This is a genomic window from Actinacidiphila sp. bgisy145 (assembly GCF_057708125.1).
In genome coordinates, this window is sequence record NZ_JBYIRL010000010.1 from 67,870 (window position 1) to 80,909 (window position 13,040).

Consider the following 13,040-nt stretch of genomic DNA (forward strand, 5'->3'; position numbering starts at 1 on the left):
GGGGCGGGTTCGGGTCGGTTCGGTTTCGTCTGTAAGTGTCGCAGGCTGCGGGCTCGGGGGCCTGGACCTGGTCGGTGCGAGGGTTTGTGGCCGGGCGGGGGGCGGCGACCCGCCGCTGCGGTTTTCCGGGCGTCGCCGGCTGCCCGACGTCTGTGGAGTACGGCAACCCGCCGGTACGGCTTCCCGGACGTCGCCGACAGCTCGCCGGTGGCCGGCTGGGCGCGCAGTTCCCCGCGCCCCCGAACGGCACCCTCCGCCCGCCAGGGCGGCAACCCGCCGGTACGGTTCCGCGATCGTCGCCGACAGCTCGCCGGTGGCCGGCTGGGCGCGCAGTTCCCCGCGCCCCCGAAGGGCACCCTCCGCCCCGCCAGGGCGGCAACCCGGCGCTACGGCTGCGCGATCGTCGCCGACAACTCGCCGGTGGCCGGCTGAGCGCGCAGTTCCCCGCGCCCCCGAACGGCACCCTCCGCCCGCCAGGGCGGCAACCCGCCGCTACGGTTCCGCGATCGTCGCCGACAACTCGCCGGTGGCCGGCTGAGCGCGCAGTTCCCCGCGCCCCCGAACGGCACCCTCCGCCGCTACGGTTCGCCGGAGGTTGCCGCGGCACCGAAGGGCACCCTCTGGGCAGTTTGCCGTGATGCTCAGGGGAGGAGGTTGTGCCAGGCGGAGGGGAGGGAGTCGGCGAGGTCGAGGGCGGTGAGGGGGGTGGGGGTGAGGCGGGCGGAGAGGCCGTGGAGGTAGGCGCCGAGGGAGGCGGCGTCCTGGGGGGCGAGGCCGGCGGCGAGGAGGGAGCCGGTGAGGCCGGAGAGGACGTCGCCGCTGCCGGCGGTGGCGAGCCAGGCGGTGCCGGTGGGGTTGACGCGGACCGGGCGGCCCGGGTCGGGGTCGGCGACGAGGGTCGTGGAGCCCTTGAGGAGCACGGTCGCCCCGAAGCGCGCGGCCAACTCCCGTACGGCGTGCAGCCGGCGCCCCTCGACGTCCTCGCGGGCCCATCCGAGCAGCGCGGCCGCCTCACCGGCGTGCGGGGTCAGCACGGTGGCCGCCGTACGCCGCTTGACCGCCTCGGGGGTGAGCAGGCGCAGCCCGTCGGCGTCCACGAGGATCGGCACGTCCGAGGCCAGCGCGTCGTCCACGGCGGTGCGCGCGTCCGAGGTGTCGCCGAGCCCGGGCCCGACCACCCACGCCTGCACCCGCCCCGCGGAGCGCGGCGAACCGGGTGAGACCAGCGTCTCGGGGTGCCGGGCCAGCACCGCGGTGCCGCCGGGCCCGGCATACCGCACCGCGCCGGCGCCGCCGCGCAGCGCCCCGGACACCGCGAGCACCGCCGCGCCCGGGTACCGCTCGGAGCCGGCGGCCACCCCGACCACGCCCCGCCGGTACTTGTCGCTCTCCCCGGTCGGCCGCGGCAGCAGCGCCGCGGCGTCGGCGTGCTGGAGCGCTTCGAGTTCGGGCGCCCCGAGGTCGCCGCCGAGGCCGATGTCCACCAGCCGCAGCGCCCCGGCGTACTGCGCCGCCGGGTCGATCAGCAGCGCGGGCTTGTACGTGCCGAACGTGACGGTCGCGTCCGCGCGGACCGCCGGGCCGTGCACCTCGCCGGTGTCGGCGTCCACCCCGCTGGGCAGGTCCACGGCGAGCACCGCGGCCGGACCGTCCGCCGCGGCCGCCGCCAGTTCGGCCGCCTGCGGGCGCAGCCCGCCCCGGCCGCCGATGCCGGTGACGCCGTCCAGCACCAGGTCCGCGCGCGCGACGACCCGCGCGCCCTCCTCCGCGGCGGCCACCCGGCCGCCGGCCGACCGGAACGCCGACAGGCCCTCGGCGTAGGCCCGTTCCGGGGCCAGCAGCACCGCCGTCGCCGCCGCGCCCCGGCGCAGCAGCCGGGCCGCCGCGAAGAGCGCGTCCCCGCCGTTGGCGCCGCTGCCGACCAGCACCGCCAGCCGCGCGCCGTACACCCGCCCGAGCAGGTCCGCGCCCGCGCCGGCCAGCCCGGCGGCCGCCCGCTGCATCAGCGCGCCTTCCGGCACCCGCGCCATCAGCGCCGCCTCGGCCCGCCGCACGCTCTCCACACTGTGCCCGTACCTCATCAGCAACCTTCCCCTCGGCGCCCCACCCGAGCCTACGGACCCCTCCAACTCCTCGCCACGCCACCCCGGGCCGCGCGTGTTGTACAATTTTCCGTACAACAAGGAGGTGCCATGAAGACCATGACGTACTCCGAGTCTCGTGCCCGGTACGCCGAGGTGCTGGACTCGGTGAACAGCGACCGCGAAGAGGTCGTCATCACTCGCGCCGGCCACGACCCGGTGGTGATCATCTCGCTGGACGAGTACGAATCACTTCGCGAGACCGCGTACCTGCTCCGCAGCCCGGCCAATGCGCGCCGACTCCTCGCGTCGATCGACCGGCTGGAGAGCGGCGCCGGCGCCCCCCGTGAACTGGTCGACGACGAGTGAAGATCGTCTTCGACGATGCGCCCTGGGACGACTACGTCTGGTGGCAGACCCAGGACCGCAAAGTGCTCAAGCGCATCAACGCCTTGATCAAGGACATCGAGCGCAACGGCAATGAGGGCATCGGCAAGCCGGAGCCGCTGAAGCACGGCTTCCAGGGCTACTGGTCCCGCCGCATCACCGACGAACACCGCCTCGTCTACAAGGTGGTCGAGGACGAGGTCCGGATCGCCGCCTGCCGTTACCACTACGAGGGCTGACCTCAGCTCTCGGCGATGACCACCGCGGAGGCGATGCCGGCGTCGTGGGAGAGGGAGACGTGCCAGCTGCGGACGCCGAGGGCCGCGGCGCGGGCGGCGACGGTGCCCTGGACGGCGAGGTGGGGCTGTCCGGTGGGCGACGTGGTGATCTCGGCGTCGAGCCACTGGAGGCCGGCGGGGGCGCCGAGCGCCTTGGCCAGGGCCTCCTTCGCCGCGAAGCGGGCCGCCAGGGAGGCGGAGCCGCGGGGCGCGCCGGAGGGCAGCAGCAGCTCGGTGGGGGTGAACAGGCGCGCGGCCATCGACGGGGTGCGCGCGAGGGCCGCCTCGAAGCGCTCGATCTCGGCGACGTCGATGCCGACCCCGACGATCATGCCGCGCCCGCCGTCGCAGCGGTGTGCTCGTCCTGCGGTGGGTGGGCGTCCATGGGGGTCAGCTTAGAGGCGCCCAGCGCGCGCTGGACAATGTTCCGGTGCCGACCACGCCGCCGCCCGCCGCCGCCACGAGTCCCTACGTCGACCTGACCCGCGCCCAGTGGAGCGCCCTGCGCGACCGCACCCCGCTGCCGCTCACCGCAGAGGAGGTGGAGCGGCTGCGCGGGCTCGGCGACGTCGTCGACCTGGAGGAGGTCGAGGACGTCTACCTGCCGCTGTCCCGCCTGCTGAACCTGTACATCGCCGCGCACAGCGGGCTGCGCGGCGCGCTCAACACCTTCCTCGGGTCGGCCGCGGGCCGGGCCGGCGCCCAGCCCGGCACGCCGTTCGTGATCGGCGTCGCCGGCAGCGTCGCGGTCGGCAAGTCCACCACCGCCCGGGTGCTGCGCGAACTGCTCGCCCGCTGGCCGGAACACCCGAAGGTCGAACTGGTCACCACCGACGGGTTCCTGCTGCCCAACGCCGAGTTGGAGCGGCGCGGGCTGATGGCCCGCAAGGGCTTCCCCGAGTCCTACGACCGCCGTGCGCTGGTCCGCTTCGTCGCCGACGTGAAGTCCGGCCGCCCCGAGGTGACCGCGCCGGTCTACTCGCACCTCAGCTACGACATCGTGCCCGGCGAGCGGCTGACCGTGCGCCGCCCGGACATCCTGATCGTCGAGGGGCTCAACGTCCTCCAGCCCGCCCTGCCCGGCACGGACGGCCGCACCCGGATCGGCCTCGCCGACCACTTCGACTTCAGCGTGTACGTCGACGCGCGCACCGAGGACATCGAGCAGTGGTACCTCGGCCGGTTCCGCAAGCTGCGCGACACCGCCTTCCAGGACCCGGACTCCTACTTCCGCAAGTACACCCAGGTGCCCGAGGACGAGGCGCTGGCCTACGCCCGCATGGTCTGGCGGACGGTCAACCTGCCCAACCTGGAGGAGAACGTGCTGCCCACCCGCGGCCGCGCCACGCTGGTGCTGCGCAAGGGCGCCGGGCACAAGGTGCAGCGGCTGCGGCTGCGCAAGCTCTGAGGGCCGGCCGCCCGGTACGAAGGTGCCGGGCGCGGCGCGGGGCCCGTACGGCCGCCGCGCCGCGCCCGCCGTCCTCAGCCCAGCGTCGCCTTGACCAGGTCGGCCAGCCGCCCGGCCACCGTGCGCGCGTGGTCGATGTCGGCGGCCTCGACCATCACTCTCACCAGCGGCTCGGTGCCCGAGGGGCGCAGCAGCACCCGGCCGGTGGCGCCGAGTTCGGCCTCGGCCTGGCTGACGGCCACGGCCAGTTCGGGGGTGCGCGGCATCCGCTCCTTGTCCACGTCGGGCACGTTGACCAGCACCTGCGGCAGCCGCCGCATGACGCCGGCCAGGTCCGCCAGTGGCCGGCCGGTGGCCGCGACCCGGGCGGCCAGCAGCAGCCCGGTCAGGGTGCCGTCCCCGGTGGTGGCGTGGTCCAGCACGATGACATGCCCGGACTGCTCGCCGCCGAGCGCGTAGCCGTGCTCCTTCATCGACTCCAGGACGTAGCGGTCGCCGACCGCGGTCTGCACCAGGTTGATGCCCTCGCGCTCCATCGCCAGCTTGAAGCCGAGGTTGGACATGACCGTGGCGACGACGGTGTTCTCCCGCAGCGCGCCCTGCTCGCGCAGCGCCAGCGCCAGCACCGCGAGGATCTGGTCGCCGTCGATCTCCTCGCCGGAGGCGTCCACGGCCAGGCAGCGGTCGGCGTCGCCGTCGTGCGCGATGCCCAGGTCCGCGCCGTGCTCGACCACGGCGGCCTTGAGCAGGTCCAGGTGGGTGGAGCCGCAGCCGTCGTTGATGTTGAGGCCGTCGGGCTGGGCGCCGATGGTGACGACCTCGGCGCCGGCCCGGGAGAACGCCTCGGGCGACACCCGGGAGGCGGCGCCGTGCGCCTCGTCGAGGACGATCTTCAGGCCGTCCAGCCGGTTGGGCAGCACCGCGACGAGGTGGGCGACGTACCGGTCGAAGCCCTCGTCGTAGTCCCGGACCCGGCCGACGCCGGCGCCGGTCGGGCGCACCCAGGGGGCGCCGGTGCGGTGCTCCTCGTAGACCGCCTCGATCCGGTCCTCCAGCTCGTCGTCGAGCTTGTGGCCGCCGCGGGCGAGGAACTTGACGCCGTTGTCCGGCATCGCGTTGTGGCTGGCGGAGAGCATCACGCCGAGGTCGGCGCCCAGCGCGCCGGTGAGATACGCCACCGCGGGAGTGGGCAGCACACCGACGCGCAGGACGTCCACGCCCGCGCTGGCCAGGCCCGCCACCACGGCGGCCTCCAAAAACTCGCCCGAGGCCCGTGGATCGCGCCCGACCACGGCCACCGGCCGGTGCCCGGCGAAGCTGCCCGCCTCGGCCAGTACGTGTGCCGCCGCGACCGACAGGCCGAGCGCCAGCTCCGCGGTCAGGTCGACGTTGGCGATGCCCCGCACCCCGTCGGTGCCGAAGAGTCGTCCCACAGTGTTTCCTCCGATGCGATGCGGCGGCTCTGCTTGCGTGTGCCACGAACCTGCCGGGTCGTACAAGCACACATATACGCCCCTAGCTCATCATGCGAACGCCCCGGAGGCACCGATGTGCCTCCGGGGCGTTGCGTCGCGCGTCGAGCGGGGGTGGGGGCGGACCGCCCGGCTCCCCCGCCGGGACGACTAGCGCTTGCTGAACTGCGGCGCCTTGCGCGCCTTCTTCAGACCGGCCTTCTTCCGCTCGACCGCGCGGTCGTCACGGGTGAGGAAGCCGGCCTTCTTGAGCGGGCCGCGGTTGTTGTCGACGTCCGCCTCGTTGAGCGCACGGGCGACACCCAGGCGCAGCGCACCGGCCTGGCCGGAGATGCCGCCGCCGGAGATACGGGCGACGACGTCGTAACGACCGTCGAGCTCCAGCACCTTGAACGGCTCGTTGACTTCCTGCTGGTGCACCTTGTTGGGGAAGTAGCCCTCGAGGGTGCGGCCGTTGATCTTCCACTTGCCGCTGCCGGGGATGATCCGGACGCGGGCGATGGAGCGCTTGCGGCGGCCGGTGCCGGCGGCCGGCTGCGGGTCGCCGAAGCGGGAGGCCAGGGACTCGGAGGTGTACTCACCCTCGACGGCCTCGGACTCGAAGGTCGTGATCTCGTCGTAGGACTCTTCGCCCTCGACGGGGGTCTCGGCGGTGGTCTCAGCCACGATTCTCCTCAGGTTCTTTCTGGTAGCAGGTGGCCGGGACTACTGCGCGACCTGGGTGATCTCGAACGGCACCGGCTGCTGCGCAGCGTGCGGGTGCTGGTCGCCCGAGTAGACCTTCAGCTTGGTGAGCATCTGGCGGCCCAGGGTGTTCTTGGGGAGCATGCCCTTGACGGCCTTCTCGACGGCCTTCTCCGGGCTCTTGGCCAGCAGCTCGTCGTAGCGCACGGAGCGCAGACCGCCGGGGTACCCGGAGTGGCGGTAGGCCATCTTCTGGGTCTTCTTGTTCCCGGACAGGTGCACCTTGTCGGCGTTGATGATGATGACGAAGTCACCGGTGTCGACGTGGGGCGCGTAGATGGGCTTGTGCTTGCCCCGCAGGAGGGTCGCGGCCTGGGTGGCCAGGCGACCCAGGACGACGTCCTGCGCGTCGATGACATGCCACTGGCGCTGAACGTCGCCGGGCTTGGGGCTGTACGTACGCACGGTCGTTAGCCTTCGCTATCTTCGGTGAGTTGGTCCTGACAAGGCCACCCGGCGATCACGACAGCCCTGGTGGCACAAGGGGACGCAACCCATGGGCCTACCGCTGGTCATCGGCCCGGTGGACCGGCGTAAGGGCCTCTCACGTGAGATAGAGCAAGCCAATACGCATAACGACATCGCAGAATACCCGGGTGGTCCCTGCCGGGTCAAAACGCGTCCCTCCGGGGGTGCGGACGGACCCTCCGGGGCCGGCCGTCCCGCCGGTTGCGGGACCTTGCGGCCCGCGCCGGCCGACGGTCAGCGGGGCCTTTCGACACGGCGCTCGTCCCACACGGGGGCCGGGGTCTCGCGGACCAGGCCGTCGGAGCCGAAGACGAGGTAGCGGTCGAAGCTGCGGGCGAACCAGCGGTCGTGGGTGACCGCGAGGACCGTGCCGTCGTAGGCCTCCAGACCGTCCTGGAGGGCCTCCGCGCTCTCCAGGTCGAGGTTGTCCGTCGGCTCGTCCAGCAGCAGCGCGGTGGTGCCCTGGAGTTCCATCAGCAGGATCTGGAAGCGGGCCTGCTGCCCGCCGGAGAGCTTGTCGAAGGTCTGGTCGCCCTGCCGCTCCAGTTCGTACCGCCGCAGCACCGACATCGCCCGGCCGCGGTCGCGGGAGTGCTCGGCCCACAGGATGTCCACCAGGGTGCGGCCGGCCAGCTCGGGGTGGGCGTGGGTCTGCGCGAAGTGCCCGGGCACCACCCGGGCGCCCAGCTTGTACGTCCCGCTGTGCGCGACCGAGGAGTCCCCGGCCAGCAGCCGCAGGAAGTGCGACTTGCCCGAACCGTTGGACCCCAGCACCGCGACCCGCTCGCCGTAGAACACCTCCAGGTCGAACGGCCGCATCAGGCCGGTCAGTTCGAGCTGCTCGCAGGTGACCGCCCGCACCCCGGTCCGGCCGCCCTGCAACCGCATCCGGATGTCCTGCTCGCGCGGCGGCTCCTGGGGCGCCCCCGCCTCCTCGAACCGCCGCAGCCGGGTCTGCGCCGCGTGGTAGCGCGAGGCCATGTCCGGGCTGTTGGCCGCCTGCTGCCGCAGCCGCAGCACCATCGCCCTGAGCTTGGCGTGCTCCTCGTCCCAGCGGCGGCGCAGCTCCTCGAACCGCGCGAAGCGCTCCTTGCGGGCCTCGTGGAAGGTGTCGAACCCGCCGCCGTGCACCCACGCGGTGGACCCGGCAGGACCGGTCTCCACACTGACGATCTTCTCCGCGGTGCGCGACAGCAGCTCGCGGTCGTGGCTGACGAACAGCACCGTCTTGCGGGTCAGCGCGATCTGCTCCTCCAGCCAGCACTTGCCCGGCACGTCCAGGTAGTTGTCCGGCTCGTCCAGCAGCAGCACCTCGTCCGGGCCGCGCAGCAGCGCCTCCAGCACCAGCCGCTTCTGCTCGCCGCCCGAGAGCGTCTTCACCTCGCGCCACTGCGCCCGGTCGTACGGCACCCCGAGCGCGGCCATGGTGCACATGTCCCACAGCGTCTCCGCCTCATAGCCGCGCGCCTCGGCCCACTCGCTCAGCGCCGTGGCGTACGCCATCTGCGCCGGCTCGTCGTCCTGCGCCATGATCGCCAGCTCGGCGGCGTCGACGGCCTTGGCCGCGGCCTGGATACGGGGGTGCGCCACCGACACCAGCAGGTCGCGCACGGTGCGGTCGTCGCGGACGCTGCCCACGAACTGGCGCATCACGCCGAGGCCGCCGCTGACGGTGACACCGCCGCCGTGCGGTTTCAGCTCGCCGGAGATCAGCCGCAGCAGTGTGGTCTTGCCCGCTCCGTTCGGCCCCACCAGGGCCACCGCGGCGCCCTCCCCGACCCGGAACGAGACGTCGCCGAGCAGCGCCCGTCCGTCCGGGAGGTAGTACTCGATGTGCGCGGCTTCGACGTGACCCATGGTCCGGATTCTCCCTGTCCCTGTGGACCCGCCCCAAGTCCTTTTCCGCGGCCGCTGCGGCCATATGATGCGCCACATGAGTGAAGGGCCGGGGCAGCAGCCCCCGCAGGAACCCCGTAACCAAGCCTCCGACGGCCCCCGCGAGGTCCTGGAGGGACGCGTCATTCCCTCCCGCACGTCAGACCCCCGGCGCGGCTTCGCCGGGCCGCCGCAGCAGGAGCGGTCCCCGCAGGAGCAGGGCGCACAGGGCGCACAGGGCGCGCAGCCGCCCGCGGCCGGGGGCGGCGCCCCCGAGAGCCCGTACAGCTTCCGGCCGGGTGCGCCCGGTGCGGCCGGTGCGGCCGGTGCGGCTGGTGCGCCCGGCTCCGGGGGCCAGACCGGCCCGGGGGGCCAAGGCGGCCAGGGCTTCCAGGGCGCCGGGCCAGCCGGGCCTGCCGCGCCCGCCGCGCCCGCCGCGTCCCAGGGCGGACCGGCCGCGCCGGGGCCGCAAGGAGGCGGCTACGGCTTCCCCCAGCAGCAGCCCGCGCAGCCCCAGCCGCAGCCCCAGCCGCAGGCGCCCGCAGCCGGCCAGGGCCCTGCCGCCCCCGGCACCCCGCAGCAGGGCGGCTACGGCTTCCCGCAACAGCAGCCGCCCGGCGCCGCTCCCGGCGCCGCCCAGGGCGGCTACGGCTTCCCCCGGCCGCAGCAGACCGGCGGCCCGGGCGCGGGCCCCGCGGCTCCCCCGGCGAACGGGCCGGCGGCGGGCGCCGACGCACCCGGGACCCCCGACTGGAGCGCGCTCGCCGAGGAGCAGGCCAGCGGCGCCCAGCGCCGCCGCAAGGTGATGATGCTGGTCGGCGGGGCCGTGGCCGTCGCGGTGATAGCGGGCGGCGTGGCCACGGCCGTGGTGGTGTCCGGCCACCACTCCGACCACCCGATCGCCGACCCGAGCGGGTCGACGGGCAGCACCGGCCGGCAGTCGCTGCCGCCCGAGCCGTCCTTCTCCTCCGTCGCCCCGCCCTCGCCGGAGAACCCGCTGGACTTCATCTCCTCCGCGGCGAAGGACAAGGCGCCCCTCAGCGCGGCGTCGCTCTTCCCGGGCAAGACGTTCGTGCTGGCCGGGCGCACCTACACCAAGACCAACATCGCCAGCACCTCCTCGTGCGCGGCGGCCGCCGGCGGCCAGCTCTCCGGCTCGCTCGCCGCCAACGGCTGCACCAAGATGCTGCGCGCCACCTACACCAACGGCGCCATCGCCGTCACCGTCGGCGTCGCGGTCTTCGCCGACAAGGCGCACGCCACCAAGGTGCACAGCGTCGCCCAGTACGTCCGGCCGCTCAACGGCGGCGGCATCGCCGACTTCTGCCACGCCGTGGCCTGCCAGATGACGTCGAACTCGGTCGGCCGCTACGCCTACTTCGCGATCTCCGGCTTCAAGAACGGCAAGACCCTCACCGCGTCCAACACCACCGGCGCCCAGGCCGCCAACGACGCCTCGGACTTCGCCTTCCAGCGGATCGTCCAGCGCGGCCGGGACGCGGCCCAGGCCCAGGCGAACAGCCAGTAAGGCGGCGGGTAAGGCAGCGGGTAAGGGCCGCCCTCCCAGGAGAGCGGTCCTTACCGGCAGCCGGGCAGCGTCCGCATGTTGCGGGCCTCCCGGCTGCGCGCGGCCAGCAGTTCGTCCGCCGGGTAGCCGACCTCCTCCAGCGTCAGCCCGTGCGGCCGCACCACGTTGACCGCCGAGTGCCGCTCCCGCCCGGCCAGCACCTCCGCGGGGAAGCCGACCGGCCGGTGCCCGTCGCCGACCAGGATCATCGCGCCGACCAGCGCCCGCACCATGTTGTGGCAGAACGCGTCGGCCCGTACGGTCGCCACCGCCAGCCCGTCGGCGCTGCGCTCCCACGACAGGTCCAGCAGGGTCCGGATGGTCGTCGCGCCCTCCCGCTTCTTGCAGTAGGCGGCGAAGTCGTGCTCCCCGAGCATCAGGCGCGCGGCCTCGTTCATCAGCTCCACGTCCACCGGCCGGTCGTGCCACAGCACATGGCCGCGCAGCAGCGGGTCCACCCCGCCCGGGTGGTCGCCGATCCGGTAGGCGTACCGGCGCCACACCGCCGAGAACCGGGCGTCGAAACCGGGCGGCGCCTGCGCCACCCCCCACACCCGTACGTCCCACGGCAGCCGCCCGGCCAGCCGGCGCCGCAGCTTCCCGCTCTCCCGCTCCCACACCTCCGCGGGCAGGTCCACGTGCGCCACCTGCCCCCGCGCGTGTACCCCCGCGTCGGTCCGCCCCGCCACCGTCAGCTCGACCGGCTCCGGCAGCCGCAGCACCGTCGCGATCGCGGACTCCAACTCCCCCTGCACCGTCCGCCGGCTGCGCTGCTTCGCCCACCCGGAGAAGTCCGCCCCGTCGTACCCCAGGTCCAACCGCACCCGCACCAGCCCATCCGCCGGCTGCTCGCTCACCCGTCGCTCCTCCGCGCCTCGAACCACCACGCCGCACCGCCATACGGCCAGCGGGCCCGCACCCCCGGAGGGGGCGGGCCCGCTGGCTGTGTTCCGGAACCGTCAGGACGCTCAGGCGTCCTTGGACTCCTCGTCCGCCGGAGCGGCGTCCTCGGGCTCGGCGTCCGCCGGAGCGGCGTCCTCGACCGGGGCGTCGTCCTTCTTGGCCTCGGCCAGGGCCTCGTCACCGGCGCGGTCCTTCGCGGAGCGCTTGGTGGCGGCCTCGGCCTCGCCGACCGCGTTCTGCTGCACGGTCAGGGCCTCGACCAGCTCGATGACCGCCATCGGGGCGTTGTCGCCGCGACGGGGACCGACCTTGGTGATGCGGGTGTAGCCACCCGGGCGGTTCTCGTACCGCGGCGCGATCTCCGTGAAGAGCGTGTGCACGACGCCCTTGTCGGTGATCTGCTGCAGCACCTGGCGACGGTTGTGGATGTCGCCCTTCTTCGCCTTCGTGATCAGCCGCTCCGCGACCGGGCGCAGCCGGCGCGCCTTGGCCTCGGTGGTGGTGATCCGGCCGTGCTCGAAGAGCGACTTCGCGAGGTTCGCGAGCAGCAGCTTCTCGTGCGCGGCGCTCCCGCCCAGACGGGCTCCCTTAGCGGGCTGGGGCATGGTCCTTCTCCTTCTACGCTGCACCGGCCGTGTCAGGTACCGATGTCAGTGCGAACCGGCGGCTGCCGGCTCGTGTGTCCCGGGGCCGAGCCCCGGAATTCCCGGGGCTGGGCCCCGGGAGGTTCCGTTCTGCCCCGAGGGGCAACCACCAGGGGCGCGTGCCCCGCAGGGGCTAGTACTGCTCGGTCTCCACGAAGCCCGCGTCCACGTCGTCGTCGGCGCCGAAGGCGTCGGCGGCGGCGGTCGGGTCGAATCCGGGCGGGCTGTCCTTGAGGGCCAGGCCCATCCCGGCGAGCTTCGCCTTGACCTCGTCGATCGACTTCGCACCGAAGTTGCGGATGTCGAGCAGGTCCGCCTCGGAGCGGGCCACCAGCTCGCCCACCGAGTGGATGCCCTCGCGCTTGAGGCAGTTGTAGGAGCGGACGGTGAGTTCCAGCTCCTCGATCGGCAGCGCCAGGTCCGCGGCCAGGGCGGCGTCCGTCGGGGACGGGCCCATGTCGATGCCCTCGGCGTCGACGTTCAGCTCGCGGGCCAGGCCGAACAGCTCGACCAGGGTCTTGCCGGCCGACGCCATGGCGTCACGCGGCCGCATGGCCTGCTTGGTCTCGACGTCGACGATCAGCTTGTCGAAGTCGGTGCGCTGCTCGACACGGGTCGCCTCGACCTTGTAGGTGACCTTGAGCACCGGGCTGTAGATGGAGTCGACCGGGATGCGGCCGATCTCCTGGCCCTGCTGCTTGTTCTGGACCGCGGAGACGTAGCCGCGACCGCGCTCGACGGTCAGCTCCATCTCCAGCTTGCCCTTGGCGTTGAGCGTGGCCAGCACCAGGTCGGGGTTGTGCACCTCGACACCGGCCGGCGGCGCGATGTCGGCGGCGGTGACCACACCCGGGCCCTGCTTGCGCAGGTACATCACGACCGGCTCGTCGTGCTCCGAGGAGACGACGAGCTGCTTGATGTTGAGGATGAGGTCGATGACGTCTTCCTTGACGCCCGGCACGGTGGCGAACTCGTGCAGGACCCCGTCGATCCGGATCGAGGTGACAGCCGCACCCGGGATCGACGACAGGAGCGTACGGCGCAGGGAGTTGCCGAGGGTGTAGCCGAAGCCCGGCTCCAGCGGCTCGATCACGAACCGGGAGCGGAACTCGTCGACGACCTCTTCGGTCAACGAGGGACGCTGAGCGATCAGCATGTGTTCGGTCCTTCAGTCGTGGGCGCCCGCTATTTGACGCCCCCTGTACTACGAGGG

The 13,040-nt window shown here is 73.4% G+C and carries 13 protein-coding genes; 4 read left to right on the forward strand and 9 right to left on the reverse strand.

Annotated elements, in window-relative coordinates; genetic code table 11:
* Positions 1–641 precede the first annotated feature (641 nt).
* On the reverse strand, positions 642–2,081 hold the full coding sequence (locus AC3ERT_RS11370; RefSeq protein ID WP_435173874.1) for an NAD(P)H-hydrate dehydratase: 1,440 nt from the start codon (positions 2,079–2,081) through the stop codon (positions 642–644).
* Positions 2,082–2,192: 111 nt separating this feature from the next.
* Between AC3ERT_RS11370 and AC3ERT_RS11375 the strand changes: the two genes are divergently transcribed.
* Both AC3ERT_RS11375 and AC3ERT_RS11380 read left to right on the forward strand, forming a co-directional pair.
* Positions 2,193–2,450, forward strand: coding sequence for a type II toxin-antitoxin system Phd/YefM family antitoxin (locus AC3ERT_RS11375; protein ID WP_335978201.1), 258 nt, complete (start codon positions 2,193–2,195; stop codon positions 2,448–2,450).
* Positions 2,447–2,707 carry a Txe/YoeB family addiction module toxin gene (locus AC3ERT_RS11380; RefSeq protein ID WP_435173876.1) on the forward strand — a complete coding sequence of 87 codons (261 nt, stop codon included), beginning with the start codon at positions 2,447–2,449 and terminating at the stop codon, positions 2,705–2,707. Before AC3ERT_RS11375 ends, AC3ERT_RS11380 begins: the two co-directional genes overlap by 4 nt.
* A 2-nt stretch (positions 2,708–2,709) precedes the next feature.
* On the opposite strand, the gene AC3ERT_RS11385 is transcribed toward AC3ERT_RS11380, so the two are convergent.
* Positions 2,710–3,078, reverse strand: a complete 369-nt coding sequence (locus AC3ERT_RS11385; protein ID WP_435173878.1) for a holo-ACP synthase — start codon at positions 3,076–3,078, stop codon at positions 2,710–2,712.
* A 98-nt stretch (positions 3,079–3,176) separates the two neighbouring features.
* Between AC3ERT_RS11385 and coaA the strand changes: the two genes are divergently transcribed.
* Positions 3,177–4,154, forward strand: coding sequence for a type I pantothenate kinase (coaA, locus tag AC3ERT_RS11390; protein ID WP_335978207.1), 978 nt, complete (start codon positions 3,177–3,179; stop codon positions 4,152–4,154).
* Between the two features lie 74 nt (positions 4,155–4,228).
* Here the strand turns inward: coaA and glmM are convergent, their stop codons facing one another.
* From glmM to AC3ERT_RS11410, 4 genes are all read right to left on the reverse strand, one after another.
* Complete coding sequence (glmM, locus tag AC3ERT_RS11395) at positions 4,229–5,587, reverse strand: phosphoglucosamine mutase (RefSeq protein ID WP_335978208.1); 1,359 nt, start codon at positions 5,585–5,587, stop codon at positions 4,229–4,231.
* Positions 5,588–5,776: 189 nt separating this feature from the next.
* Positions 5,777–6,292 carry a 30S ribosomal protein S9 gene (rpsI, locus tag AC3ERT_RS11400; protein WP_202235538.1) on the reverse strand — a complete coding sequence of 172 codons (516 nt, stop codon included), beginning with the start codon at positions 6,290–6,292 and terminating at the stop codon, positions 5,777–5,779.
* Positions 6,293–6,331: 39 nt separating this feature from the next.
* Positions 6,332–6,775 carry a 50S ribosomal protein L13 gene (rplM, locus tag AC3ERT_RS11405; protein WP_103886886.1) on the reverse strand — a complete coding sequence of 148 codons (444 nt, stop codon included), beginning with the start codon at positions 6,773–6,775 and terminating at the stop codon, positions 6,332–6,334.
* 297 nt (positions 6,776–7,072) lie between these two features.
* Entirely contained in the window at positions 7,073–8,695 is a 1,623-nt protein-coding gene (locus AC3ERT_RS11410; RefSeq protein ID WP_435173880.1) for an ABC-F family ATP-binding cassette domain-containing protein, read from the reverse strand.
* A 76-nt stretch (positions 8,696–8,771) separates the two neighbouring features.
* On the opposite strand from AC3ERT_RS11410, the gene AC3ERT_RS11415 reads away from it, so the two are divergent.
* Positions 8,772–10,241, forward strand: a complete 1,470-nt coding sequence (locus tag AC3ERT_RS11415) for a hypothetical protein (protein ID WP_435173882.1) — start codon at positions 8,772–8,774, stop codon at positions 10,239–10,241.
* A gap of 50 nt (positions 10,242–10,291) precedes the next feature.
* Here AC3ERT_RS11415 and truA read toward each other — a convergent pair whose 3' ends face one another.
* The 3 genes from truA to AC3ERT_RS11430 all read right to left on the reverse strand — a co-directional run bounded on the left by truA (position 10,292) and on the right by AC3ERT_RS11430 (position 12,983).
* Positions 10,292–11,137 (reverse strand): tRNA pseudouridine(38-40) synthase TruA, encoded by an 846-nt coding sequence (gene truA, locus AC3ERT_RS11420; RefSeq protein WP_435173884.1) that lies wholly within the window; start codon positions 11,135–11,137, stop codon positions 10,292–10,294.
* Positions 11,138–11,248: 111 nt separating this feature from the next.
* Entirely contained in the window at positions 11,249–11,788 is a 540-nt protein-coding gene (gene rplQ / locus AC3ERT_RS11425) for a 50S ribosomal protein L17 (protein ID WP_335978213.1), read from the reverse strand.
* Between the two features lie 172 nt (positions 11,789–11,960).
* Positions 11,961–12,983: a DNA-directed RNA polymerase subunit alpha gene (locus AC3ERT_RS11430; protein ID WP_335978215.1), complete on the reverse strand. Its 1,023-nt coding sequence runs from the start codon at positions 12,981–12,983 to the stop codon at positions 11,961–11,963.
* Between the last annotated feature and the right edge of the window lie 57 nt (positions 12,984–13,040).

Bases quoted from the DNA above. Each gene is read 5' to 3' on its own strand.
- AC3ERT_RS11415 (WP_435173882.1), top strand. From the start codon at position 8,772: ATGAGTGAAGGGCCGGGGCAGCAGCCCCCGCAGGAACCCCGTAACCAA.
- AC3ERT_RS11410 (WP_435173880.1), bottom strand. From the start codon at position 8,695: ATGGGTCACGTCGAAGCCGCGCACATCGAGTACTACCTCCCGGACGGA.
- rplQ (WP_335978213.1), bottom strand. From the start codon at position 11,788: ATGCCCCAGCCCGCTAAGGGAGCCCGTCTGGGCGGGAGCGCCGCGCAC.
- AC3ERT_RS11430 (WP_335978215.1), bottom strand. From the start codon at position 12,983: ATGCTGATCGCTCAGCGTCCCTCGTTGACCGAAGAGGTCGTCGACGAG.
- AC3ERT_RS11375 (WP_335978201.1), top strand. From the start codon at position 2,193: ATGAAGACCATGACGTACTCCGAGTCTCGTGCCCGGTACGCCGAGGTG.
- AC3ERT_RS11385 (WP_435173878.1), bottom strand. From the start codon at position 3,078: ATGATCGTCGGGGTCGGCATCGACGTCGCCGAGATCGAGCGCTTCGAG.
- AC3ERT_RS11370 (WP_435173874.1), bottom strand. From the start codon at position 2,081: ATGAGGTACGGGCACAGTGTGGAGAGCGTGCGGCGGGCCGAGGCGGCG.